At 69.9% G+C, this 24,967-nt stretch carries 22 protein-coding genes; 14 read left to right on the forward strand and 8 right to left on the reverse strand.

The window, feature by feature from the left end:
• Positions 1 to 138 precede the first annotated feature (138 nt).
• From MFF22_RS07660 to MFF22_RS07710, 11 genes are all read left to right on the forward strand, one after another.
• Positions 139 to 936 (forward strand): phytanoyl-CoA dioxygenase family protein, encoded by a 798-nt coding sequence (locus tag MFF22_RS07660; RefSeq protein WP_238248367.1) that lies wholly within the window; start codon positions 139 to 141, stop codon positions 934 to 936.
• A complete protein-coding gene (locus tag MFF22_RS07665) occupies positions 933 to 1,673 on the forward strand; it encodes a class I SAM-dependent methyltransferase (protein WP_238248368.1) in 741 nt (246 codons plus the stop codon). The genes MFF22_RS07660 and MFF22_RS07665 overlap by 4 nt, the downstream gene beginning before the upstream one ends.
• Before the next feature lie 179 nt (positions 1,674 to 1,852).
• Positions 1,853 to 2,617, forward strand: a complete 765-nt coding sequence (gene rimP / locus MFF22_RS07670) for a ribosome maturation factor RimP (RefSeq protein WP_238248369.1) — start codon at positions 1,853 to 1,855, stop codon at positions 2,615 to 2,617.
• Positions 2,618 to 2,699: 82 nt separating this feature from the next.
• Positions 2,700 to 4,346: a transcription termination factor NusA gene (gene nusA / locus MFF22_RS07675; protein ID WP_238248370.1), complete on the forward strand. Its 1,647-nt coding sequence runs from the start codon at positions 2,700 to 2,702 to the stop codon at positions 4,344 to 4,346.
• Positions 4,347 to 4,503: 157 nt separating this feature from the next.
• Positions 4,504 to 5,211 (forward strand): RNA-binding protein, encoded by a 708-nt coding sequence (locus MFF22_RS07680; protein ID WP_238248371.1) that lies wholly within the window; start codon positions 4,504 to 4,506, stop codon positions 5,209 to 5,211.
• A gap of 109 nt (positions 5,212 to 5,320) precedes the next feature.
• Positions 5,321 to 8,341, forward strand: a complete 3,021-nt coding sequence (gene infB, locus MFF22_RS07685) for a translation initiation factor IF-2 (RefSeq protein WP_238248372.1) — start codon at positions 5,321 to 5,323, stop codon at positions 8,339 to 8,341.
• 111 nt (positions 8,342 to 8,452) lie between these two features.
• Complete coding sequence (rbfA, locus tag MFF22_RS07690; protein ID WP_238248373.1) at positions 8,453 to 8,863, forward strand: 30S ribosome-binding factor RbfA; 411 nt, start codon at positions 8,453 to 8,455, stop codon at positions 8,861 to 8,863.
• Between the two features lie 143 nt (positions 8,864 to 9,006).
• Positions 9,007 to 10,032, forward strand: coding sequence for a tRNA pseudouridine(55) synthase TruB (gene truB / locus MFF22_RS07695; protein WP_238248374.1), 1,026 nt, complete (start codon positions 9,007 to 9,009; stop codon positions 10,030 to 10,032).
• A 72-nt stretch (positions 10,033 to 10,104) separates the two neighbouring features.
• The gene (locus tag MFF22_RS07700; RefSeq protein ID WP_238248375.1) at positions 10,105 to 11,508 is read left to right on the forward strand and encodes a dihydrolipoyl dehydrogenase; all 1,404 of its coding nucleotides are present in this window, start codon (positions 10,105 to 10,107) and stop codon (positions 11,506 to 11,508) included.
• Positions 11,509 to 11,606: 98 nt separating this feature from the next.
• Positions 11,607 to 14,240 (forward strand): histidine kinase dimerization/phosphoacceptor domain -containing protein, encoded by a 2,634-nt coding sequence (locus tag MFF22_RS07705; RefSeq protein ID WP_238248376.1) that lies wholly within the window; start codon positions 11,607 to 11,609, stop codon positions 14,238 to 14,240.
• A 2-nt stretch (positions 14,241 to 14,242) separates the two neighbouring features.
• Entirely contained in the window at positions 14,243 to 14,803 is a 561-nt protein-coding gene (locus MFF22_RS07710; protein WP_238248377.1) for a biliverdin-producing heme oxygenase, read from the forward strand.
• 148 nt (positions 14,804 to 14,951) lie between these two features.
• On the opposite strand, the gene gmk is transcribed toward MFF22_RS07710, so the two are convergent.
• The 6 genes from gmk to MFF22_RS07740 all read right to left on the reverse strand — a co-directional run bounded on the left by gmk (position 14,952) and on the right by MFF22_RS07740 (position 20,031).
• Complete coding sequence (gene gmk / locus MFF22_RS07715) at positions 14,952 to 15,608, reverse strand: guanylate kinase (RefSeq protein ID WP_238248378.1); 657 nt, start codon at positions 15,606 to 15,608, stop codon at positions 14,952 to 14,954.
• A 49-nt stretch (positions 15,609 to 15,657) separates the two neighbouring features.
• Positions 15,658 to 16,536 (reverse strand): YicC/YloC family endoribonuclease, encoded by an 879-nt coding sequence (locus MFF22_RS07720; protein WP_238248379.1) that lies wholly within the window; start codon positions 16,534 to 16,536, stop codon positions 15,658 to 15,660.
• Positions 16,537 to 16,772: 236 nt separating this feature from the next.
• Positions 16,773 to 18,176, reverse strand: a complete 1,404-nt coding sequence (gene mltG / locus MFF22_RS07725; protein WP_238248380.1) for an endolytic transglycosylase MltG — start codon at positions 18,174 to 18,176, stop codon at positions 16,773 to 16,775.
• 86 nt (positions 18,177 to 18,262) lie between these two features.
• Positions 18,263 to 19,207, reverse strand: a complete 945-nt coding sequence (gene mutM, locus MFF22_RS07730; RefSeq protein ID WP_238248381.1) for a bifunctional DNA-formamidopyrimidine glycosylase/DNA-(apurinic or apyrimidinic site) lyase — start codon at positions 19,205 to 19,207, stop codon at positions 18,263 to 18,265.
• A gap of 103 nt (positions 19,208 to 19,310) precedes the next feature.
• The gene (gene arfB / locus MFF22_RS07735; RefSeq protein ID WP_238248382.1) at positions 19,311 to 19,730 is read right to left on the reverse strand and encodes an alternative ribosome rescue aminoacyl-tRNA hydrolase ArfB; all 420 of its coding nucleotides are present in this window, start codon (positions 19,728 to 19,730) and stop codon (positions 19,311 to 19,313) included.
• 22 nt (positions 19,731 to 19,752) lie between these two features.
• Positions 19,753 to 20,031, reverse strand: coding sequence for a BolA family protein (locus MFF22_RS07740; protein WP_238248383.1), 279 nt, complete (start codon positions 20,029 to 20,031; stop codon positions 19,753 to 19,755).
• A 103-nt stretch (positions 20,032 to 20,134) separates the two neighbouring features.
• Here MFF22_RS07740 and MFF22_RS07745 point away from each other — a divergent pair, with 103 nt between their 5' ends.
• From MFF22_RS07745 to cobT, 3 genes are all read left to right on the forward strand, one after another.
• Entirely contained in the window at positions 20,135 to 20,758 is a 624-nt protein-coding gene (locus MFF22_RS07745) for a J domain-containing protein (RefSeq protein WP_238248384.1), read from the forward strand.
• A gap of 192 nt (positions 20,759 to 20,950) precedes the next feature.
• On the forward strand, positions 20,951 to 21,934 hold the full coding sequence (cobS, locus tag MFF22_RS07750) for a cobaltochelatase subunit CobS (protein ID WP_238248385.1): 984 nt from the start codon (positions 20,951 to 20,953) through the stop codon (positions 21,932 to 21,934).
• A gap of 8 nt (positions 21,935 to 21,942) precedes the next feature.
• Positions 21,943 to 23,853, forward strand: coding sequence for a cobaltochelatase subunit CobT (gene cobT, locus MFF22_RS07755; protein ID WP_238248386.1), 1,911 nt, complete (start codon positions 21,943 to 21,945; stop codon positions 23,851 to 23,853).
• Between the two features lie 118 nt (positions 23,854 to 23,971).
• Here cobT and MFF22_RS07760 read toward each other — a convergent pair whose 3' ends face one another.
• Both MFF22_RS07760 and rpmB read right to left on the reverse strand, forming a co-directional pair.
• On the reverse strand, positions 23,972 to 24,445 hold the full coding sequence (locus tag MFF22_RS07760; RefSeq protein ID WP_238248387.1) for a nuclear transport factor 2 family protein: 474 nt from the start codon (positions 24,443 to 24,445) through the stop codon (positions 23,972 to 23,974).
• 153 nt (positions 24,446 to 24,598) lie between these two features.
• Positions 24,599 to 24,898: a 50S ribosomal protein L28 gene (gene rpmB, locus MFF22_RS07765; RefSeq protein WP_238248388.1), complete on the reverse strand. Its 300-nt coding sequence runs from the start codon at positions 24,896 to 24,898 to the stop codon at positions 24,599 to 24,601.
• Positions 24,899 to 24,967: the final 69 nt, after the last annotated feature.

Below are 24,967 nucleotides of genomic sequence, written 5' to 3' on the forward strand. Positions count from 1 at the left end.
CCGAAGCCGGTGAATGGGAAGGCCCACTCGCGGCGGAATGCCTCAGGCTTTTACGTGGTTTTAACTGAATTCGTGGGGAGGTAATGTTGTTCGCCGGCAGCCGAGCCGCAGCACTGCCGCCGATTTCGGGAGGAATCGATGGCCAGTTGCGCCCTACACGATGTCGCCGGCTTCGATGAACAGATGCAGCGTAAGGGCTGGGTCCTGTTCGAAGGTGTCCTGCCCGAGTCGGACCTCGGCCCGATCCGCGAGGCCGTGCTCGCCACCGTCGAGGATTGCGGTCGCCGGCAGGTCGAGAGCGGCGCGACCACGGCGCCGGACGGCACGGCGCATCATTCGGTCGGCCAGTACCGGGCCCTCGACGAGTTCCTGGAAAAGGGATGGCTGGACGACATGGTCAGCCGTTACTTCGACGGCGCGCCCTACATCCTCCACGCCTTCAATCCGGCCGGCATCGCCCCGGCGGCGAAGAGCTACATTCAGCGCATCCACCGCGACGTGCGCACCTTCGGGGGCGACTTCCACTTCATGCTGAACATGCTGGTGATGGTCGATCCGTTCACCCTGGAGAACGGCGCGACCCACGTCCTCACCGGCTCTCACCGCTCGCCGTCTCCGCCCCCGGACGAGGTGTTCTGGGCGGATGCGGACCGCCTCACCGGACCGGCGGGCAGCATCGTGCTGTTCGACTCGAACCTGTGGCACGCCGCCGGCACCAACCACACCGACCGGACGCGTACGGCGCTCACCCTCAGCTTCAGCCGGGCCTTCGTGAAGCAGCAGATGGACTACCCGCGCTTCCTCGGAGTGGAATACGGCGAGAAGGTCTCGCCGCGGATGCGCCAACTCCTCGGCTACGACGCGATGGTGCCCCTGGCCTACGACGAGTTCTACCGCCCGGCCTCGGGCCGGCTCTACAAGGCGAACCAGGGATGAGCACGGCCCGCGACTACGACCGGGAGGCCGCGCAGGTCGGCGACCGCCTCTATAACTACGATTTCGACGCGATCACCCGCCGCTACATGATGCGGGCCTTCGCGCCGTTCCTGCCCAAGGGCCGCGCACTCGAACTCGGCTGCTACATGGGCGAGTCGACCGAGTGGCTGGCCGGGCTCTACGACGACCTCACCGTGGTCGAGGCGGCGCCGAGCCTCGTCGAGGCCGCCAGGGCGAAGATCCGCCCCGGGCCCCGCTTCTTCTGCTCGACCTTCGAGGCGGTGGATCTCGACGAGACCTTCGACGCGATCTTCCTGATCAATACCCTGGAGCATCTGGACGACCCGGTCCTGGTCCTGCGCCGGATCCGCAGCTGGCTGTCGCCGCAGGGGCGGCTCTTCGTCCTCGTTCCCAACGCCAACGCCCCCTCCCGGCAGATCGCCGTGAAGATGGGCCTCATCAGCCACAACAGCGCGGTCACGCCCTCCGAGGCGGCCAACGGGCACCGGAACACCTTCTCCTTCGACACCCTAGAGCGGACCACCCGCGAGGCCGGTCTCTCCACCCTCCAGCGCGGCGGGCTGATCTTCAAGGCGCTGGCGAACTACCAGTTCGACGCGGCGCTGAAGGCCGGCATCCTGTCGGATGCCTATGTCGAGGGCTGTTACCACCTCGGTAACCAGTTTCCCGACATGACCGCCAGCATCTACCTGATCTGCGAGCGGGGCGAGGGGTGATCCCTGCCCGCGGCCCGTGGGCGGGGCGCCAGCCCTTGCGGCGGCGGGCGATTGACCGTAAGTAACACGCAACATTTCTGATGGCAGTCGCGAGGCTGCGGTTCGGAGTGGGCCCCCGGGCCCGCTCTTTTTTTTGGCCGCAACCTCGCCTCCCGATGCGGGCTCTTGCGCGTAACTCCATGGCCGAATCCTCCTCCGATCTCTCGGAACCGCGCCTCACCGGCGAGACCGGTGTCGGCGCCCAGGTGGCACGGGTGGTCGAGGGCCCGCTTCAGGGCCTCGGCTATCGGCTGGTGCGGGTGAAGGTCTCGGCCCAGAACGGATGCACCGTGCAGATCATGCTGGAGCGGCCGGACGGGACCTGCACCATCGACGATTGCGAGGCGGCGAGCCGCGTCCTGTCGCCGATCCTCGATCTCGATGACCCGGTGGGTGGCGCCTACCACCTTGAAATGTCGTCGCCGGGGATCGACCGACCCCTGGTGCGGGTCTCCGATTTCGGCCGGTGGGCCGGCTACGAGGCGAAGGTCGAGCTGGCCGTTCCCCTCCAGGGCCGGAAACGCTTCCGGGGCATCCTCGGCACGCCCGATGCCGAAGGGAAGACGGTGCCGATCGACCTGCCCGACGTGAAGGAGGGCCTGCCGAGCCGCATCGACCTGCCCCTGCGGGACCTCGCCGAGGCGCATCTCGTGCTCACCGACGAACTGGTGCGCGAATCGTTGCGCCGGGGCGGTCCGGCCGAGGACGATGACCTCGACGAGGCGGAGGAGGCGGAGGCGCCCCGCAGCACCGCCTCACCGACGGCGAAGTCCGCCGGTAAGAAGCCGGCCACCGACAAGCCGGGAACCCGCAAGCCCGCCGCCGGGAAGCCGGCCCGCAGCGGGCCGAAGCAGCCGGTGCTCACCAAGGCCGCGCGGCTCAAGGGCCAAGAAGAGCCGCTCTGAGACCGATTCCGAATCCGGCCCGCGCCCGGGGGTACCCCCTCGGAGGCCGGGCATGATGACATGAGAAGAAGGACCTGAACCCATGGCCGTCGTCAGCGCCAACAGGCTCGAACTCCTCCAGATCGCCGACGCGGTCGCTCGCGAGAAGGTGATCGACCGGGCCATCGTCATCGAGGCGATGGAGGAGGCCATCGCAAAGGCCGCCCGCTCCCGCTACGGCGCGGAGACGGATGTCCACGCCGAGATCGACTCCAAGAGCGGCGCGCTGCGCCTCTCCCGCCACCTGCTGGTGGTGGAGCAGGTGGAGAACGACGCCCGGGAGATCACCCTCGATCAGGCCCGCCGCTTCAACCCCGGCGCGCTGGTCGGCGACGTGATCTCCGACACCCTGCCGCCCTTCGATTTCGGCCGGGTGGCCGCCCAGTCGGCCAAGCAGGTCATCGTCCAGAAGGTCCGCGACGCCGAGCGCGCCCGGATGTTCGACGAGTACAAGGACCGCATCGGCGAGATCCTGAACGGCGTCGTGAAGCGGGTCGAGTACGGGAACGTCATCGTGGATCTCGGCCGCGGCGAAGGCATCGTCCGCCGCGACGAGATGATCCCGCGCGAGACCTTCCGCCCCGGCGACCGGATCCGCTCGTACCTGTTCGACGTGCGCTCGGAAGTGCGCGGGCCGCAGATCTTCCTGTCGCGCTCGCACCCGCAATTCATGGCCAAGCTGTTCGGCCAGGAAGTGCCGGAAATCTACGACGGCATCGTCGAGGTGAAGGCGGTGGCCCGCGATCCGGGCTCCCGCGCCAAGATCGCGGTGATCTCCCGCGACGGTTCCATCGACCCCGTGGGCGCCTGCGTCGGCATGCGCGGCTCCCGCGTCCAGGCGGTGGTGGCCGAGCTCCAGGGCGAGAAGATCGACATCATCCCCTGGTCGGAGGATCAGGCGACGTTCATCGTCAACGCCCTTCAGCCCGCCGAGGTGGTGAAGGTGGTGCTCGACGAGGAAGCCGACCGGATCGAGGTGGTGGTGCCGGACGATCAGCTGTCGCTGGCCATCGGCCGACGGGGCCAGAACGTGCGTCTCGCCTCGCAGCTCACCGGCTGGGACATCGACATCCTCACCGAGGCCGAGGAATCCGAGCGGCGCCAGAAGGAGTTCGCCGAGCGCACCCAGATCTTCATGGAAGCCCTCGACGTGGACGAGACCGTCGGCCAGCTCCTCGCCGCGGAAGGCTTTCGCTCCGTGGAGGAGATCGCCTTCGTCGAGACCGGGGAACTGTCGAACATCCAGGGACTCGACGAGGAGACCGGCGCCGAGATCCAGGCCCGCGCCCAGGATCACCTCGCCCGGATCGAGCAGGAGCACGACGACCGCCGCCGCGAACTCGGCGTCTCGGACGACCTGCGCGAACTCGAAGGCATCACCACCCCGATGATGGTGGCGCTGGGCGAGAACGACGTGAAGTCGATCGAGGATCTGGCCGGCTGTGCCACCGACGATCTCGTGGGCTACGTCGAGGGCCGCGGGCCCGAGGCGGTGCGCCATGCTGGCTTCCTCGATGGGTTCGACCTGTCCCGGGCCGAGGCGGAGGCGCTCATCATGACCGCCCGCGTCCATGCCGGCTGGATCGAGGCTCCGGCGGAGCCTGAGGAGACTGCCGAGGGTGAAGAGGGCGAAGGCGAAGCCGAGGCGGCGGAGTCCGCCGAGGGCGAGCACGCCGAGCAGCAAGCCTGACACGGGTGAGCCGGGCGCCGATCCATACCCTCACGGCCTCGCCGTCCTCACGGACGCGGCGGGGCCGCCGGAGGATGCGCGGCGTCCGGGGACGACCGGCCTTCGGGCGTTTCGCCCCGTCGGCGACGGCGGCACTGCAGGGAGCGGGCGCCTCGTCATGACCGAAGTAGCGGAAAGCTCCCCGGAGCCTGGGATCGGGGACGACGCCCTCGATGCCGGCCCCGACCATGCCGGTCCCGGCCGGCGGGCACGGACGCGCACCTGCATCGTCACGCGGGTGGCCCAGCCGCCGGAGGCAATGATCCGGTTCGTCCGCGGGCCGGATGGTGCCGTCGTGCCGGACCTCCGGGCCCGGCTCCCCGGTCGCGGCGCCTGGGTGAGTGCCCGGCGCGAGGCCGTGGCGACGGCCCTGCGCAAGAATCTGTTCTCCCGGGCCTTCAAGGCGCCGTCCCCGGCGGGCACTGACCTTCCCGACCGAATCGCTGAGGGCCTGCGGACCGATCTCCGGCAGGCCATCGCCCTGGCCAACAAGGCCGGCTGCGTTGTCGCCGGGTTCGGCAAGGTCGAAGCGGCCATCGGTTCGGAACCAGGGGTGGCGGCGGTGATTCAAGCCCGCGAGGGGAGCCCGGACGGGCGAAGGAAGATCACCGCGGCCTTGATGCGGCGGTATGGACAGGCCATATCGGGTATCCCGATCGTCGATGACTTGTCCGAAGACGAATTGGACATGGCCTTGGGTCGGGATCATGTGATACACGCTGCGCTCGTCGCAGGAGCCGGAGCTGCCGGCTGCCTGTCGCGTTGGCGTCGGCTACGCTTGTTCGAGGGCGCCGCCACGGCGACCGAGGAGCCCGAGACCGCCTGAGACGGCGGGATCGTACGAGCCCCACGAGACGACACGAGATTGACTGCGCAGCCGGCGCCACCGGGGCGCAGTCCACGGTACGAATGGAAACCCCCAGGGTCCTGACTGGATGAGTGATACGAACAACCCGGGCGACAAGACTGCGGAGCGGGGCCCCCGTAAGCCGCTATCCTTGAAGCGCCCGATCGAACAGGGTGTGGTGCGTCAGAGCTTCTCCCATGGCCGCACGAAGCAGGTCATGGTTGAGACGGTGAAGCGTCGCGTCGGTGCCCCCGCAGCCCCGCCGGCCCGCGAGGCCGCTCCGGCGGCCCGCCCCGCGCCCAACGCCCGGCCTGCCGGTGCGGCCCCCGCGGCGCCCCCGCGGACGCCGCAACGTCCGGCCGCGGGTGGCGTGGTCCTGCGGACCTTGAGCGAGCAGGAGAGCGCGGCCCGTGCCGCCGCCCTCGCCGACGCCCAGCGTCGCGAGGCCGATGCCCGCCGCAAGGCGGAAGAGGACGCCGCCGCCCAGCGCGCCGCCGCCGAGGCCGAGGCCCGTCGCCAGCGTGAGGAGGCGGAGGCCCGCCGCCGCGCCGAGGAGGAGGCCGCCCGTGCCGCCGCCGAGGCCAAGGCTGCCGAGGAGGCTGCCCGCAAGGCCGCCGCCGAGGCTCAGGCCGCCGCCGCCGCTCAGGCTGCCGCCGCAGCCCCTGCTCCGGCTGAGCCCGCGCCGGCCGCTGCTGCGGCTCCCGCCGTGTCCGCGCCGCCTGCGCCCGCTCCGGCACCCGCCGCGCCGGTCGCTGCTCAGGCTGCGACCCAGGCGCCGGCCCCCGTGCAGGCTCCCGTGGCCGCGCCGCGTCAGCCCGCCGCTCCGGTCCGTCAGCCGGCGGCACCGGCCCGTCCGGCGTCAGCCCGTCCCGCCGCTCCGGCGGCCCGCGGGGCCGATGCGCCGCGTCCCGCCGCCCCGGCTCCCCGCCCGGCTTCGAACGAGCCGCGCAAGATCCTGACGGCCGACAACCGCAAGCCCCGCGACCTGAACTTCATGGCTCGCCCGGCTCCCGCGCCGGAGCCGGAGAAGGCGGCGACGCCTTCGACCGCTGCCCGTCCGGCCGGGGCCGGCGCTGCGGCCCGCCCGGCCGCCGGCCGTGGCGCCCAAGCGATGGACGACGAGTCGGAGACGAAGCGGGTCATCCGCCGTCCCGGCATGCCGCTCAAGATCATCACGCCGCCCAAGACTCCCAAGAGCCCCGGCGGCGACCGCAACCGCGGCCGTCTGACCATCGCCAACGCCACCGCGGGTGAAGACGAGCGGACGCGCTCCGTCGCCTCGTTCCGCCGCCGCCAGCAGCGGATGAGCGGTCGCGGACAGGTCGAGCAAAAAGAGAAGCTGTCCCGCGAAGTGATCATTCCAGAGACGATCACCATCCAGGAACTCGCCAACCGCATGTCGGAGCGGGCGGTGGATGTGATCCGCATGCTGATGAAGCAGGGCCAGATCCACAAGATCACCGATGTGATCGACTCGGACTCCGCCCAGCTCATCGCCGAGGAGATGGGCCACACGGTCCGCCGCGTCGCCGAGTCGGACGTCGAAGAGGGCCTGTCCTCGGACGAGCCGGATCTGGAGGAGGATCTCGATCCCCGTCCGCCGGTCGTCACGATCATGGGCCACGTCGATCACGGCAAGACCTCGCTGCTCGACGCGATCCGCAAGGCCAACGTCGCCGACGACGAGGCCGGCGGCATCACGCAGCATATCGGCGCCTATCAGGTGGCGTCGCCGTCGGGCGACCTCATCACCTTCATCGACACCCCCGGCCACGCGGCCTTCACCTCCATGCGCGCCCGTGGTGCCAAGGTGACGGACATCGTCGTGATCGTGGTGGCGGCCGATGATGGCGTCATGCCCCAGACCATCGAGGCGATTCAGCACGCGAAGGCGGCGAACGTCCCGATGATCATCGCGATCAACAAGATCGACAAGCCGGATGCGAACCCCCAGCGGGTCCGCACCGAGCTGCTGCAGCACGACATCCAGGTCGAGTCGATGGGCGGCGAGACCCTGGAGTTCGAGGTTTCGGCTAAGACCGGCGACGGACTGCCCGACCTGCTCGAGGGTCTGCAGCTCCAGGCCGAGATCATGAACCTCCGCGCCAACGAGAAGCGCGATGGCGAGGGCACCGTGATCGAGGCGCAGCTGGACCGCGGTCGCGGCCCGGTGGCCACCGTTCTCGTGCAGCGCGGCACGCTCTTCACCGGCGACATCGTCGTGGCCGGCGCCGAGTGGGGCAAGGTCCGCGCCCTCATCGACGACCTCGGCGAGAACGTGCAGTACGCCGGCCCGTCGGTCCCGGTGGAGGTGCTCGGCTTCAACGGCACCCCCGATGCCGGCGACCGCGTGATCGTGGTGCCGACCGAGGCCCGTGCCCGCGAGGTCACCGAGTACCGCGCCCGCATCAAGCGGGAGCGTGCCGCGGCCCGGACCGGCGGCGCCAACCGCTCGCTCGTCGACATGATGCGCGAGGCCAAGGAGGGCTCGACCCGCAAGGAACTGCCCGTCCTCATCAAGGGCGACGTGCAGGGCTCGGTGGAAGCCATCGTGGGCGCCCTGGAGAAGCTCGGCAACGACGAGGTCGCGGCCCGCATCCTGCTCTCGGGCGTCGGCGGCATCACCGAGTCGGACATCACCCTGGCCCAGGCGTCCAAGGCGGTGGTCATCGGCTTCAACGTCCGCGCCCACAAGGAGGCCCGCGAGGCCGCCGAGCGGGCGGGGGTCGATATCCGCTACTACAACATCATCTACGACCTCGTGGACGACATCAAAGCCACGCTGTCGGGGATGCTCCCGCCGACGCTCCGCGAGGAGCGCCTGGGCGAGGCCACCATCCTTCAGGTCTTCGAGGTGTCGAAGGTCGGCAAGGTCGCCGGTTGCCGCGTCACGGACGGCATCGTGGAGCGTGGCGCCCATGTCCGCCTTGTGCGCGACAGCGTCGTGATCCACGAGGGCAAGCTCAAGACCCTCAAGCGTCTCAAGGACGACGCGAAGGAGGTCACGAGCGGCCAGGAATGCGGCATGGCCTTCGAAAACTTCGAGAACATGCGCGCAGGCGACGAAATCGAGTGTTACCGGGTCGAGGAGATCCGCCGCACGCTCTGACGGTCCGGACGACACGTCCGGGCAGGGCGGCCGCGGCATACGCCGCGGCCGTCTTTTCTTTTTCTTGGAGGCGGGGTCAGCCGGTGACGGTGGGGATCCCAGCTCACGGACATGGCCCAGAAACCCACATCGACAGGCCCCTCCCAGCGCCAGCAGCGCGTCGCGGAACTGATCCGCCACGCGCTGGCCGAGGTTCTGCAGCGGGGCGACATCCAAGATCCGGTGCTCGGCTCGCACGTCGTGACGGTGCCGGAGGTGCGCATGTCGCCGGACCTCAAGCTCGCCACGGCCTACGTGATGCCCCTGGGCGGCCAGGACGAGGCACCCGTGATCGCTGCGCTGGAGCGCCACCGGAAGGTGCTGCGACAGGAGGTGGCCCGGCGGGTGAACCTGAAATACGCCCCTGAGCTGCGCTTCCGCCGGGACGAGACCTTCGACGAGGCGGCGCGCATCGACCGCCTGCTCCGCGACGACCGCGTCCGCAGGGATCTCGACGAAACGGATCACGACGCGGACCATTGAATCGGGGATGCCGAAGGGCCGGGCCCTTCGGTGGGGTGTCGGGTTGAAGCCCCGACGGATCCTCATGCAGGGCTCCGCCCTGCGCCCGCAAAAGGACATGTCCTTTTGAAACCTGTATTTTCACGCTCTAGGGCTAAGAGGACATGACGGTTTCCACCGACGATCACGTGCCGGCGCAGCCGCCCGCCGGCCTGCCGGGGGACGCCCCCAGCCAGGACGGTCGCCGTCATCAGCAGCGCGGCCCCCGGCCCGACCGCCCGAAGCGCAAGGACGTGTCCGGCTGGGTCATCCTCGACAAGCACGTCGGGATGACCTCCACCCATGCGGTGGCGGTGGTGAAGCGGGCCTTCAACGCCAAGAAGGCCGGGCATGCCGGGACCCTCGATCCCCTCGCGTCGGGCATCCTGCCGATCGCCCTCGGTGAGGCGACGAAGACCGTTCCCTTCGTGATGGACGGCCGCAAGGCCTATCGCTTCACCGTCTCCTGGGGTGTCGAGACCGATACCGACGACGCCGAGGGGCGCCCCGTCGCCACCAGCGACGCGCGGCCCGACCGGGCGGCGGTGGAGGCAGCCCTTCCGGCCTTCGTCGGCGCGATCGAGCAGGTGCCGCCGCGCTATTCCGCCATCAAGATCCAGGGCGAGCGCGCCTACGACCTCGCCCGCGACGGCGAGATGGTTGAACTCGTGGCCCGTCCGGTCCAGATCGATCGGCTGGAGGTCGTCTCCCACGAGGACGGCCTCACGGTCATCGAGGCGGAATGCGGCAAGGGCACCTATGTCCGGGCCCTGGCCCGGGACCTCGGGCGGATGCTCGGCTGCTACGGGCACGTCGCCGCCCTGCGCCGCACCCGGGTCGGCCCGTTCGCGGAAGCGGATTCCTGCGCCGTCGCCACCCTCACCGACCAGGGACCCGAGGCGGCCCTTGCCCACCTGCGTCCGGTCGAGACCGCCCTCGACGCGATCCCGGGCATCGCCGTCTCCCGCGACATGGGCCTGCGCCTGATGCGCGGTCAACCGGTGATCCTGCGGGGGCGCGACGCGCCGGTCTCCGGCAAGGCCTTCGCCACCTGCGCCGGCATCCTCGTCGCCGTGGGCGACGTGGAGCGGGGCGAACTGGTCCCGCACCGGGTCTTCCACCTCGGCGGCACGGCCCCGAGCCGGGCCTGAGGCGCGTCGGCGCAACCCGGAACGAAGAATTCCACGTCCTGTTGGCCCCGCGGATCGAAGCCGGGGGGCAGGATGCGGGAACGGGTGTGCGATGTGGCGGTGATCGGCGCCGGGTCCGCCGGCCTCGCCGCGTACCGGGCGGCGAAGAAGGCTGGCGCCGACTGCGTCCTCATCGAGCGCGGCCCGGGGGGCACGACCTGCGCCCGGGTCGGCTGCATGCCGTCGAAGCTGCTGATCGCCGCCGCCGACGTCGCCCAACGGGCCCGGGAGGGGGAGCCCTTAGGGGTCCGGATCGGATCCGTCACGGTGGACGGTCCGGCGGTTCTTGCCCGTCTCCGTCGGGAGCGCGACCGATTCGTCGGCGCCGTGCTCGACGCGGCGGATGACTTCCCGGCCGCCGACCGGCTGGCGGGGGAGGCCCGCTTCGTCGATGCCCGCACGCTGGCCATCGGCGGCGAGGTTCACCTGCGATTCGGCGCGGCGGTGATCGCCACGGGATCGAGCCCCGCGGTTCCGCCCCCTCTCCGGGGTCTCGGAGACCGTCTGCTCACCACCGACACCCTGTTCGAGATCCCCGACCTGCCCGAATCACTGGCCGTCCTCGGACTCGGTGCCGTGGGCGTCGAACTGGCACAGGCGATGGCCCGCCTCGGCGTGAAGGTCACCGCCTTCGACACGGGGGATACCATCGCTGGGTTGTCGGAACCCGATCTGGTCCGCAAGGCCGTCGATATCTTCTCCGACGCGTTCACCCTCCACCTCGGGGCCCGGGTCGAGGGGGCCGAGCGAACCGCCGCAGGCGTTCGCTTGGCGTGGACCGGCGCGGACGGTCGGGCCGCCTCCACGGAGGCTGCCTGTATCCTCGCGGCGGCCGGGCGGCCCCCGAACCTGAGCGGTCTCGGCCTCGACGCCGCCGGCCTCGCCCTCGACGACCGGGGAATGCCCGACTTCGACCATCGCAGCCTCGTCTGCCGGGGGGCGCCGATCCTGATCGCCGGCGACGCGAATGCATGGCGCCCGGTGCTGCACGAGGCGAGTCGCCAAGGCGGCATCGCGGGTCGCAACGCAGCCGCCCTCGCCGCAGGGCAGGAACCGGAGCGGCCCGGTCCCTGGCCCTCCCTGGCGATGGTGTTCACGCATCCCCAGGCTGCCGCGATTGGCGAGCCGTACGATCCCGACGCCACCGGGCGGATCGTCGGGACAATGGATTTCGGCGATCAGGGCCGGGCCCGCACCGAAAGATTGAACCAAGGCGGCATCTGCCTCTGGGCTGCGCCCGATGGCCGCTTGCTCGGCGGCGAGATGCTCGGACCAGGCGTCGAGCACCTCGCTCAGATTGTCTCGAACGCCCTGTGCGACAACCTGACGGTACAAGCTTTGGTCGATCGCCCGGTCTATCATCCTACTGTGGAAGAAGGGCTTTATACGGCACTGTCAGAAATCATACAAAAGATTGACTACGTTCACGGAGATTGAATTCCGAGTTCGGATCTTGGCTTAGACATTGCGACGCAAGCATTGCACTTCTTGGATGTCCCCGGCATACCGTTCCTGATGATCCGGTCTGGTGCCTGATGCCGCCGAGCGAGCCCCTGACGGAGAGCCGCGAGGGCGGCGACGACCTCAACTCCCTCGCCCCCGACGAGCTTGACCGCCTGGATGCAGGTGTCATCGCTCTCGATGCGGCGGGGACCATCGTCGCATTCAGCGAAGGCGCCAGCTCCCTGCTGAAGCTTCCGCGGGACGCGGTGCTCGGTCGCGACTATTTCCGCGATGTGATGCCGGTCGCCAACGTTCCGGCCATCCGGGGCAGGTTCCAGTCCGGCGCCCGAAGGGGCGCCCTCGACGAGCGCTTCGAATACGTCTTCGGTCGCCTTCCCCAGCCCCTGCGCGCGCAGGTGCGGATGCAGCATGGCCAGTTCAATGGCAGCCCTGTGACGTGGCTGCGCATCGATCCCCTGGAGGTCCAGGGCATCGGCGCCAAGCGTGAGGCGGTCATCTCGGCCATCAGCCGCCGGGTGCGGGCCGAACCGGTCGATCCGAGCCTGTGCGAGCGCGAGCCCATCCACATTCCGGGCTCCATCCAGCCGAACGCCGTGCTGCTCGCCGCCGACGCGGCGACGCTCCTCGTCACGGCCTTCTCAGCCAACGTCGCGGAGATCGTGGAGCCCACCGATCCGCCCCTTCTCGGGCGCCCGCTGAGCAACGTCCTTCCCGTCCCGTTCATGGACACCGTCCGCGCACGCCTGGGGAGCGGCACCCTGGACGAAGGGCGCTCGATCCGTCGGCGCCTGAACTTCGCCGGGCAGCCGGAGGTGAACTACCTCGCCGTGGCCCATGTCCATGCCGGGCGGCTCATCGTCGAGATCGAGCGGGAGCCCGACATCGCCGACGACTTCCGGCTGGCCAGCCAGATCGACACGGAACTCGCCGTGGCGCGGCTGAGGGCGGCCGAGACCCTGGCGGGTGCGGCCCGTCTCGCCGCTCTGGAGATCCGCGGCCTGACCGGCTTCGAGGCGGTGCTGGTCTACCGATTCGATTCGGATTGGAACGGCGAAGCCATCGCCGAGGATAAGTCCCCCGACTGGTCGCGCAGCCTCCTCGGCCTGCATTTCCCCGCGTCGGATATCCCGGCCCAGGCCCGCGCCCTGTACACCAAGGCGAAGAGCCGGTTCGTGATCGACCGGGACGCCGTGCCCGTCGCCCTGGTGGGTGCTCCGGGCGGGGCGAACGCCCCGATCGACCTCACCTTCGCGCAGCACCGGTCCCTGGCGCCGATCCATCTGGAATACCAGCGCAATCTCGGCGTGAACGGGTCGATGTCGATCTCGATCATGGTCGATGGTCGCCTCTGGGGCCTGATGATCGGCCACCACCGCCGGCCCCATTACGTGCCGCCGGAGACCCGGGCAGCGGCGACGGTGCTGACCGACGCCTTCGCCATGCGGGTGCAGGAGATCGAATCCCGTCGCCTCTGGGCCGAACGGCAGGCGCATCTCGACGTCGAGGGCCGGCTCGTGCGGAGCCTGACCCGGTCCGACGACTTCGTGGCCGCGCTCACCGGCGGCGTCACGACCCTTCTGAACCTGTTCGACGCCACGGGCGCCGGCATCGTCTCCGGTGACCGGGCGACCCTGATCGGCCGGACGCCTCCGCCCGAGGCGGTGGTCGCCCTCGCGGGCTGGCTGCGGGATACCCTTCCCACGGGCGAGACGCGCTTCGCGAGCAGCACCTTCACCACGGTCTATCCGGAGGCTGCCGCCTATCGCGAGGTGGCCAGCGGCGTGCTCGCGGCCTTCGTGGACGAGGGGCGCGAAACCCTTCTCGTGTGGTTCCGCCCGGAGATGCCGAGCACGGTGACCTGGGGCGGCGACCCGCGCAAGCCGGTGCTCGCGGGGAGCGGCTCGGTGGCGGTGCTCCCCCGGCGCTCCTTCGAGCGCTGGGTCGAGGAGCGCACCGGTCACGCCAACCCTTGGGCCGAATGGCAGGCCAACCTCGCCAGCTCGCTGGCGGAGGCGGTCGAAGGCGTCGTCCTGCGCCAGCGCCGGAAGATCGACGAGCTGACCGGGCTTCTCGCCGAGAAGGAGCGCCTCCTCTCGCAGAAAGACCTTCTCACCCGCGAGATCGACCACCGGGTGAAGAATTCCCTTCAGATCGTCTCGGCCTTCCTCCAGATGCAGCGGCGGCAGATCGCCGACGCGGCGGCGCGGCAAGCCTTCGCCGAAACCTCGGCCCGGGTGATGAGTGTGGCCCGTGTCCACGACAGCCTCTATCAGGCCGACCGGGTGGACGAGGTCGATCTCGGTGTGACCATCGAGAGCCTGTGCAAGGATCTCGCGGGCCTCGCGGGGGACGGGCATTCCGTCGATCTCACCGTCGAACGGGGCATGATGGTGCCCTATCGCAAGGCAGTCGCCCTCTCGCTCATCGCCACAGAACTCGTGACCAACGCGTTCAAATACGCCTCGACGCCGACCGGGGGCGGTCGCGTGGAGGTGACCGTCTCGGCGACGGATGGCGAAGGCGGTGTGCAGCTGAAGGTCTGCGACGACGGCAGGGGCCTGCCGGACGACTGGGCGGAGCCGAGAACCAGCAGCGCCCAGGGCTCGGGGTTGGGCATGAAGCTGATCCGGGCCATGCTCGACCAGATCAACGCCCGCCTCGACGTGGTAAACAACCCCGGCGCCTGTTTTACGATTACCGCCTGATCATGTCCGACTCGAACCTCCACCTGCGGTTGCGGGCGGCGACGGCTCCGGCCCACGAAGCCTTGGAGCGGGACCTGGATTGGCAGGCGCGGGTCTCGTCGCTCGCCGGATACCGGGGGCTGCTCGCCCGCCTGCGCGGCTTTCATGCGGCCTGGGAGCCGGTGATCGGCACCGCGCTGAGTGACGGCGCGTTCTTCGATCCCCGCCGCCGCCTCGACGCGCTGGACCGGGACCTTGCCTACCTCGGCCTGTCCACGGAGGATATCGCAGGGCTGGACCGGGCGCGCTCCATCAGTCTCGACGGGCCGGCGACGGCGATGGGGGCACTCTACGTGCTCGAGGGCTCGACCCTTGGCGGCCGGGTGATCGGCCGGCACATCACGGCGATGCACGGCCTGACCGGCGACGGGCTGGCCTACTATTCCGGCCACGGAGCCCGGACGGGCGCCATGTGGGCGTCCTTCCGCGCCCGGCTCGATGGGTACGAAGGAGAGTCCGAGGCGGTCGTCGCGGCGGCGAATGGGACGTTCGATGCCATGCGGGTGTGGCTGCGTTCGTCCTGAGGGCTCGCCTCCGTTACGGCGAACCCTCCCCGTCATTGCGAGCGTAGCGAAGCAATCCAGGGAGGCGCCCCATTCGGCAACCGGCCGCTGCCCTGGGTCGCTTCGCTTCGCTCGCGATGACGGAGTGAGGCCGCTCAGGGCCGTCCGCTCAACCCTGCCCGTCGGCCTCGGCCAGGAGCCCTTCGACGAAGGCGGCAAGGCCCGTCTGGCGGGTGCGCTTCAGCCGTTCGGCGGCGAGGATGCCCTTCAAAGCGGTGAAGGCGGATTGAAGGTCATCGTTGACGATGACGTAATCGTACTCGCTCCACCGCTGGATCTCGGTGCGGGAATTGGCGAGGCGGCGCTCGATGGTCTCGGCCGAATCCTCGGCCCGGCGCTCCAGGCGGTGGCGTAGCTCGGCCATGCTCGGCGGCAGGATGAACACGCTCACCACGTCGCCGGCCAGCTTGCTGCGGACTTGCCGGGTGCCCTGGTAGTCGATGTCGAAGATCATGTCCCGGCCGGCGCCCAGCACCTTCTCCACCGGACGCCGGGGCGTGCCGTAGAAGTTGCCGTGCACCTCGGCCGATTCGAGCAGGTCGTCCCGGGCGCGCAGATCCTCGAACGCCTCGCGGTCGATGAAGTGATAATGCCGCCCGTCGATCTCCGAGGGGCGCCGCGCCCGGGTCGTCACCGAGATCGACAGGTCCAGCGCCCAGCTCGGATCCCCAGCGATGGCGCGGGTGAGGGTCGTCTTGCCCGCGCCCGAGGGCGAGGACAGGATGAGGATCAGGCCCCGCCGCGCAATTCTCGTCTCGTCGATCACGGCTTCGCCCGGCTCCCTGTCGTCAGCGGCCTCACTTTATGCCCCCAACTCATTCGATATTCTGAACCTGCTCGCGGAACTGTTCGACCACCGCCTTGAGGTCGAGCCCGATGCGCGACAGCCCGATGTCACCGGCCTTGGCGCAGAGGGTGTTCGCCTCGCGGCCGAATTCCTGGGCGAGGAAATCGAGGCGGCGGCCGATGGCACCCCCCGCGGCGAGCAACTCGCGGGCGGCAGCCCCGTGGGCCTTCAGCCGGTCGAGTTCCTCGCGGACATCGGCCTTGGCGGCCAGCAGCACCGCCTCCAGATGCAGGCGTTCGGGATCGAGGCTTGTCTGCGAGAGGGCCTCCACCGTCGCGGCGAGCCGGGCGCGCACCGCGTCGACCCGGCGGGAAGGATCGTCCTCGGCGGCCTGGGTCAGGGCGGCGATGCGGGCGATCTGGCCGGAGACGACCTCTTCGAGCTGCCGCCCCTCGGACCGGCGGGCCTCCACGAGGTCGGCCACCAGCCGTACGACGCCTTCGGTGAGGTCGCGGTTCAGCGAATCGGCGTCCGGCGCCGCCTCGTCCTCGGCCTCCACGACGCCGCGGATGCCGAGGAGCCCGTCCATGGTGGCGGGGGCGACGCCCTCCGGCCGGGGCACCCGCGCCACCGCCTGGGCGAGGCTCGCGAGCAGGGTCTCGTTGATCCGCACCCGCGGCGCTCCCTCGCTGCGGGTGAGGGTCAAGGTGAGCTGGCACTGTCCGCGGGAGAGGGTCTTCTGCAGGGCAGTGCGGGCGGTCTCGCCCACGGCCTCGAAGCCGTTCGGTACCCGGACCCGCACGTCGAGGCCGCGCCCGTTGACGCTGCGGACTTCCCACGCCCACTGCATCGCCCCCGTGGTGCCGGCGGCACGGGCGAATCCCGTCATGCTCGCGATCTGGGCCATGGGCGGTGCCGTCGTCCTGAGGGACGGCGGCTGTCGCACGGATTTTTTACCAGGGAAAGGGGGCGCGCATCGTTCCGCGCGCTTCGGCCCGCGGGCCTCCCCCTCCGCCTCCGTCTTTACAAGCGCAGCGGAGCAGTCCTGGGACTGGATTGCTTCGCTGCGCTCGCAAAGACGGTGAGGATGTCGTCGATGGTGGAGAAACCTTGTCTCCTCCCAAGGACGTCCGCTGCAGCCCGCTACCGCTTGGCCTTCACCGCCGGCGGCTCGGCGAGTACCGGGATGCTCTTCGGCGATCCCAGGTCGTAGGTCTTGTTCTTGAGGGGATCGAGGCGTGTCCCCTCCGAGGCATCGAACGCCCGGGAGCGGGCCTCCGCCGAGGCGGGGTCGAGGAGGGCCGCGTTGGTGCCCGGCGCCGGGGCCGCGCCCGCGGGGCGGGGAGCGGAGGGGTCGGCGTTGGGATCGGCCTTGTCCACGGCGTCCGGCGGGGACTGCCGGCTCTTTTCCACGGCCCGCCAGCGGGCGACGTTGCGCTGGTGCGCCTCCAGGGTCTCGGCGAAGGCGTGCCCACCGGTCCCATCGGCCACGAAGTAGAGGTCGCGGGTGCGGGAGGGGTTGGCGGTGGCCTCCAGGGCGGCTTTGCCGGGGTTGGCGATGGGGCCCGGAGGCAAACCCTCGATCACGTAGGTGTTGTAAGGCGTCGCCCGGTCGATCTCGGAGCGCAGGATGCCCCGGCCGAGGGTGCCGCGGCCTCCCACGAGACCGTAGACGATGGTCGGGTCCGATTGCAGCTTCATCCGCCGGTTCAGGCGATTGGCGAAGACGGCGGCGACCCGGGGGCGCTCGTCGGCCCGGCCGGTCTCCTTCTCGACGATCGAGGCGAGGGTGACTAGTTCGGCCGGGGTCTTCACCGGGATGTCGGCGCTGCGGCGCTGCCAGATCTGGTTCAGCACCTCGCGCTGCTTGGTCTTCATCAGGTTGACGATCTGCTGACGGGTTGCACCGCGTTCGAACTTGTACGTATCCGGCAGGAGGGAGCCCTCCGGCGGGACCTCGCCGATATCGCCGGAGAGCACGTCGTTCTCGTTGAGGCGGGCGACGATCTGCTCGGAGGTCAGGCCCTCGGGAAAGGTGATCGCGTGTTGCACCTGCCGGCCGGTGGCGAGGGTGTCCAGGGTGTCGGCGATGCTGGCATGGGCCTTGAAGAGATACTCGCCGGCGCGGAGGGGCGGGCGGCCGCCGAACCGGGCGGCGAACTCGAACAGGCCCGTGTGCTGGATCACACCCTCCTTGGAGAGTGTGTCGGCGATCTCGCTCGTGCCGCTGTGGCTCGGGATCACCACGACCTTGTCCGCGGGAAGGGGGCCCGGCTCCTGTACGTTGCGCTGGTAGATCGTAAGGGTCACCATCGCCGCGAGGGCGGCGGCCACCGCGAAGGTCAGCAGGCCGCTGAACAGGCCGATGAAGCTGCCTCGCTCGCGGTCCGGCCTCTCCGGCGGCGGCGGGGCGGCGATGGGCTTGATCGCCTCGCTGGGCGAGCGCGGCGAGAGGCGCTGCGGAAGGGGCTGGCCCTCTTCCTGGCCCTCGTACTCGACCTTATCCGGTCCCTCACCGGGCGTCGTCTTGGAACGGCGAAAGAACATCGGCATCCTCGGCGGCCCGGCCGATCCGTCTCGCGAGGGATCCGCGCCGGCCGCCCGCAACGGGTTGGGGCGTCCGGATCATGACCCTAACCGCTTTTGTGGCGAAATTGCCGTCCTGCGGAGCGGTGGGCCACCGCTTCGGCAGCCGATGGCTGACAGGTGGCACAAAAAAAGGTCGAACGGCCCGCTTGGACCACCCTCGCCACCGTGCCCGTGCAACCGGCACGCGCGCAAGCGAGGCCGAAGCGGTCGTAGACCCGGAAGGCGTGCTGGAAGCCCCCGGCGCTGCCGTCGGTGCGGGCATAGTCGCGGAGCGTCGAGCCCCCCGCCTGCACCGCCTCCGTCAGGACGGCCACGATGGCCCGGGCCAGGGCGTTCGCCGGGGTGGCCGGGCGGCCATCCGGCTTGGCAAGGCTACCGGCCGGCGCTTCCGGATGGAGCTTCGCCCGGTGGAGGGCCTCGCAGACATAGATGTTGCCCAGGCCGGCGATCAACCGCTGGTCGAGGAGGGCGGCCTTCAGGGGGGTGACCTTCCCCCGGAACAGGCCCGCGATCACGGCGCCGGTCAGACCGTCCAAGGGCTCCACACCCATTTTCGCGAAGTGGCGGCAGGTCTCCAGGGACGCGCTGGGGACGAGATCCATGAAGCCGAACCGGCGGGCGTCGTTGTAGGTCACGGTGGCGCCCGAGGACATCGCCATCACGACGTGGTCGTGCTTGGGCACGCCCTGCGCGCCCTCCAGGTAAAAATCCCCCGGCGAGAGGTTGCGGCCATCCGGCAGCGCCACGTCGAACCGCCCGCTCATGCCGAGATGCATGATCAGCGTCTCGCCGGAATCGAGGGCGGCGGTGAGGTACTTCGCCCGTCGGGCGAGGGCGGTGACGGTGCGCCCTTCGAGCCGCGCCGCGAAGCGCTCGGGAAACGGGAAGCGCAGGTTCGGCCGGCGGAGGGTCAAACGGCTGAAGCGGGCGCCGACCATGGCGGGCTCCAGGCCCCGGCGAACGGTCTCGACCTCGGGCAGTTCGGGCATGTCGTCCTGTCGTTTCGTGTCGTGCCGCCGATATCGGCGGCGCCATCCCGGGCCGCAATGCGCCCCGTGGGCGCGCGGCCGGGAATGGAGGCAGCTTGCCTCCTCAATCCATCGGTGCGCCGCGCATCCGCTTCGTGGCCCCGCGCTTGGTCTTGTCCTCCAGCCGCCGCTTCTTCGACGCGAGGGTCGGCCGGGTGGGGCGGCGGGGCGTGGGCGGTACCGCAGCTTCCGCCACGAGGGCGGCGAGGCGCTCCCGCGCATCGGCCCGGTTGCGCTCCTGGGTGCGGAAGCGCTGGGCCACGAGGACCAAGATCCCCTCGTCGGTGAGGCGCCGCCCGGCCAGCCGCATCAGGCGCACGGCCACGGGATCGGGCAGGGCCCGGGAGCGGCGCACGTCGAAGCGCAGCTGCACCGCCGTGGAGAGCTTGTTGACGTTCTGGCCCCCCGGCCCCGAAGACCGCACGAAGCTCTCCTCGAGCTCGCCTTCGGGGATCGCGATCTCCGGCGTACAGACGAGGGTCACGGCCGGGGCCTTCCGGTCATGGTCAGGCGGCCTCGGCCGGCGTGCGGGCCCGCAGGGCCAGGGCGTGCAGGCCGCGGGCGAAAGCGGCGTCCAGCAGGCCGTTCACGAGACGGTGACGCTCCACCCGGCTCTTCCCGTCGAAGGCCGCCGACACGATATCGAGGCGGTAATGGGTTTCACCCCCAGGTCGTGCTCCGGAATGGCCGGCATGGAGGTGTGATTCGTCGATTACGTCGAGCTGCGTCGGCGCCAATTCGGCGCGCAGCCGCATCTCGATCCAGTCCCGAAGCGTCTCAGCCATCGTGGGTCCCGCGTCGCTCGCGCCGTCAAGCCTGGTTTCGCGCATGCGTCATCAGGCCCAGCGCCCTTGTGTTGGCGATACTCCCCCTCATAATCGGCCCGTCATGGATCTCAACTCGCGCCTGTTCGACAGCATCCGCATCAAGCCGTCCTGCGACGAGCCCAGGGCGACTGCCGAGGCATCGTGCGAGAGTCCCGGCTGCAAGAACCCCGGCCTCTACCGCGCGCCGAAGGGCCGCAAGGCGGAAGGGCAGTACTGGCGCTTCTGCATGGATCACGTCCGTGCGTACAACGCCTCCTACAATTACTTCGACGGGATGAACGACGCCGCCGTCCAGGCCTACCAGAAGGATGCGTTGATCGGGCACCGGCCGACCTGGGCGATGGGTGTGAACCGCACCGGCCCGGGCAAGCCCGAGCCTGAGGCGACCCGGGATTGGGCCTATGTCGATCCCTTGGGCATTCTCCGGGCGAACGGCGTCGGAGAGAAGGCCCGTCGTGCCCGCCAGGAAGAGCCGGAGCAGCCCCGCCGCTCGGCCGCCGTGCGGAAGGCCCTCGACGTCCTCGGCCTCGACGAGACTGCCGATACGGCCGGCATCAAGGCCCAGTACAAGACGCTGGTGAAGCGCTTCCACCCGGACGCCAACGGGGGCGACCGCTCGTTCGAGGAGCGCCTGCGGGACATCATCCGCGCCCACGACGTCCTCCGGACCGCAGGCCTCTGCTGACCGCCCGGCATGATCAATGCACGGCCCCGCTCGAAGCGGAGGCCGGTGGGCTCTATATGAGGGGTCGTGTCTCCCCCGGTAGCGAGTCTTTCCGCCGCCGTCTAAGGTTCCGCGGCTTGCGAAACCCGCTTCCCACGCATCTCCCGCGCGGATGCCGCCCCAAGGGTTGCCCCGCGCTCCAAGAGGTCCCGAATGCTCTCTGACGATACGCCCGCCCGGCTCCCCGACCGCACCGTCTCCGTCCGCGACGTCTTCGGTATCGACCTCGATCTCAAGGTGCCCGCCTTCGCCGAGGCGGAAGAGCATGTGCCCGACCTCGACCCGGACTACATCTTCGACCGGGAGACGACGCTCGCCATCCTGGCCGGCTTCGCCCGCAACCGGCGCGTGATGGTCACCGGCTATCACGGCACCGGCAAGTCGACCCATATCGAGCAGGTTGCGGCCCGACTGAACTGGCCCTGCATCCGCATCAACCTCGACAGCCACGTCTCGCGCATCGACCTCGTCGGCAAGGACGCGATCGTGCTGCAGGACGGCAAGCAGGTCACCGCCTTCCAGGACGGCATCCTGCCCTGGGCGCTGCAGAACAACGTCGCCCTCGTGTTCGACGAGTACGATGCCGGCCGTCCGGACGTGATGTTCGTGATCCAGCGGGTGCTCGAAGTCTCGGGCCGCCTGACCCTGCTCGACCAGAAGCGGGTGATCCGCCCGCACCCGGCCTTCCGCCTGTTCGCCACCGCCAACACCGTCGGCCTCGGCGACACGTCGGGCCTGTATCACGGCACGCAGCAGATCAACCAGGGCCAGATGGACCGGTGGTCCATCGTCACGACCCTGAACTACCTGCCCCACGACCGTGAGGTGGACATCGTCCTCTCCAAGGCGCCCCACTACAAGGGCGACAGCGGGCGGGACATCGTCAACCGCATGGTCCGCGTGGCCGACCTCACCCGCAACGCCTTCATGAACGGTGATCTCTCCACCGTCATGAGCCCGCGCACGGTGATCACCTGGGCCGAGAACGCTGACATCTTCCGGGACATCGGCTTCGCCTTCCGGGTGACCTTCCTGAACAAGTGCGACGAACTGGAGCGGACCCTCGTCGCCGAGTTCTACCAGCGCGCCTTCGGCAAGGAGCTGCCCGAGAGCGCGATGAACGTCGCCTTGAGCTGAAAGCCCGCATGTCCCTGTCCAACCGCAAGCCCGGCGAGCGGCGCGAACCCGTGGCGGAGCCCCTGAAGCGCTCCGTGGCGGGGTGCCTGCGTGCCATCGCCCGCAAGGCCGAGATCGAGGTGACCTACGCCACCGACCGGCCTGCCCTGACCGGCGACAAGGCCCGTCTGCCCGAGCCGCCGCGCAAGATGTCGGCTGGGGACGTGGCGGTGCTGCGCGGCAATGCCGACGCCATGGCTCTGCGGCTCGGCTGCCACGACGTGGCGCTCCACCGCCGCTTCGCGCCGGAGAACGCCCCGGCGCGGGCGGTCTACGACGCGGTCGAGCAGGCGCGGGTGGAGGCCATCGGCTCCCGCCGGATGACGGGCGTGGCGAGCAACATCGCGGCGATGCTGGAGGACCGGTACCACCGGGGCGGCAAGTACGAGACCATCACCGACAGGGCCGATGCGCCCCTGGAGGACGCCGTCGCGCTCATGGTGCGCGAGCGCCTCACCGGGCAGGCCCCGCCCGAGGCGGCGTCGAAGATCGTGGACCTGTGGCGCGAGCATATCGAGGCCAAGGCCGGGCCGAACCTCGACGGGCTCATCGGCTCCATCGAGGACCAGCGCGCCTTCGCCCGCTCGATCCGTGACCTCCTCTCGTCCCTGGACATGTCGGACGAGACGCCCTTCGACCCGGAGGACGACGAGAACGACGACGAGAACGATACCCAGGACGACGAGCAGAACCCCAGCGAGGGCGATGCGGAGCAGAAGTCGGAGGGCGACCGCGCCGAGATCGAGACCTCCGAGGAGGCCTCCGACGACATCGAGGAGGGCGCCCAGGAGGAAGCCGACGCGCCCAGCGGCGAGTTGCCCGACGAGGCCGAGGATGCCGAATCGGACGAGGCCGCCGAGGGTTCACGCCCGCCGCCCAAGCAGGGGAGCGAGGCGCGGGGCCCCGACTACAAGGTGTTCAGCCCGAAATTCGATGAGGTGATCCACGCCGAGGACCTCTGCGACGCGGACGAGCTCGCCCGCCTGCGCAGCTACCTCGACAAGCAGCTCTCCCATCTCCAGGGCGTCGTCGGACGGCTGGCCAACCGGCTGCAGCGCCGCCTCCTTGCCCAGCAGAACCGCGCCTGGGATTTCGACCTGGAAGAGGGCCAGCTCGATCCCGCCCGCCTCGTGCGGGTGGTGACGGACCCGTTCCAGCCGCTCTCCTTCAAGCAGGAGAAGGACACGAATTTCCGCGATACGGTGGTGACGCTGCTGCTCGACAATTCCGGGTCGATGCGCGGGCGGCCGATCACCGTAGCGGCCACCTGTGCCGACATCCTGGCGCGGACGCTGGAGCGCTGCGGCGTGAAGGTCGAGATCCTCGGCTTCACCACCCGCGCCTGGAAGGGTGGGCAGAGCCGCGAATCGTGGCTCGCCGCCGGGAAGCCCCCGTCGCCGGGCCGGCTGAACGACCTGCGCCACATCGTCTACAAGGCCGCCGACGCCCCGTGGCGCCGGGCGCGCAAGAACCTTGGGCTGATGATGCGCGAGGGGCTGCTCAAGGAAAACATCGACGGCGAGGCCCTGGACTGGGCGCATCAGCGGCTGCTTGGCAGGCCGGAGCAGCGCAAGATCCTGATGGTCATCTCGGACGGTGCGCCGGTCGACGACTCGACCCTTTCGGTCAATGCCGGCAATTATCTGGAGCGGCATCTCCGCTGGATGATCGAGGATATCGAGACCCGGTCCCCCGTGGAACTGCTGGCCATCGGCATCGGGCACGACGTGACCCGCTACTACCGGCGGGCGGTGACGATCATCGATGCCGAGGAACTCGGCGGCGCCATGACGGAGAAGCTCGCGGAGTTGTTCGAGGAGAACGGCGCCCCGGTTCTCATGCGGCAACCGGCGCGGATGGCGGCGGGCGGGCGGCGGTAGGCGGCCCCCGCAACCTCGCCGTCCTTGCGAGCGAAGCGAAGCAATCCAGGGCAGCGGGACGCTCTCGAATGTAGCGGATCCCTGGTTTGCTTCACTGCGTTCGCAATGACGGCGGCGCTTACAGCCCCAGGTCGCTCAGCGACGGGTGGTCGGCCGGGCGGGGGCCGGAGCGGTCCCAATGGAACAGGCGCTCGCTCTCGGTGATGGGCCGGTCGTTGATGCTGGCGTGGCGCGCCCGCATCAGGCCGTTCTCGTCGAACTCCCAGTTCTCGTTGCCGTAGGCCCGGAACCACGCCCCAGATGCGTCGTGGAATTCGTAGGCGAACCGCACGGCGATGCGGTCCCCGTGGAAGGCCCAGAGCTCCTTGATCAGCCGGTATTCGTGCTCCTGCTGCCACTTGCGCGTCAGGAAGGCGACGATCGCCTCGCGGCCCGAGAAGATCTCGGCGCGATTCCGCCACCGGCTGTCCGGCGTGTAGGCCAGGGACACCTTCTCGGGGTTGCGGCCGTTCCATCCGTCCTCGGCCGCACGGACTTTGCGCGCAGCGGTCTCGGCGGTGAAGGGCGGGAGCGGGGGGCGGCTTTCGGACACGGGCGACTCCTGTGATCGGATCGCCCGGATGTCACGGCTTCGCACGGCTCGCAATGGCGTCCCGTGCGCGGAAGATAAGCCGTTCAGACATGCGAAAGCGACCGGCGCCCTTCAGAGCGCCGGTCGCTTTCAAACTGGAGCCAGAGGCGAGCCTCAGGCCGCGGCCGGAACCTCGGCGAGCTTCTTGTGCAGCTCGCGCTTGAGGAGGCGCGCGGTCTGCGACAGCTCGCCCTCAGAGGCCTTCGCGAGGAAGGCATCGAGGCCGCCGCGATGCTCCACCGTGCGGAGGGCGTGGGCGGTGATGCGCAGGCGCACGCGCTTGCCGAGGGCATCGGACTGGAGCGTGACGTTGCACAGGTTCGGCAGGAACCGGCACTTGGTCTTGCGGTTCGAGTGGCTCACGAGGTGGCCGACCTGAACGGCCTTGCCGGTGAGTTCGCAGCGGCGTGCCATGACTTAAACAATCCTGTTTCGTTCCGCCGCGGGCCAGATCGCAGCCTGCGCAAACCTTCGCGCCGCGGG

The sequence above is a fragment of the Methylobacterium persicinum genome (assembly GCF_022179525.1).
Taxonomy (GTDB): domain Bacteria; phylum Pseudomonadota; class Alphaproteobacteria; order Rhizobiales; family Beijerinckiaceae; genus Methylobacterium; species Methylobacterium persicinum.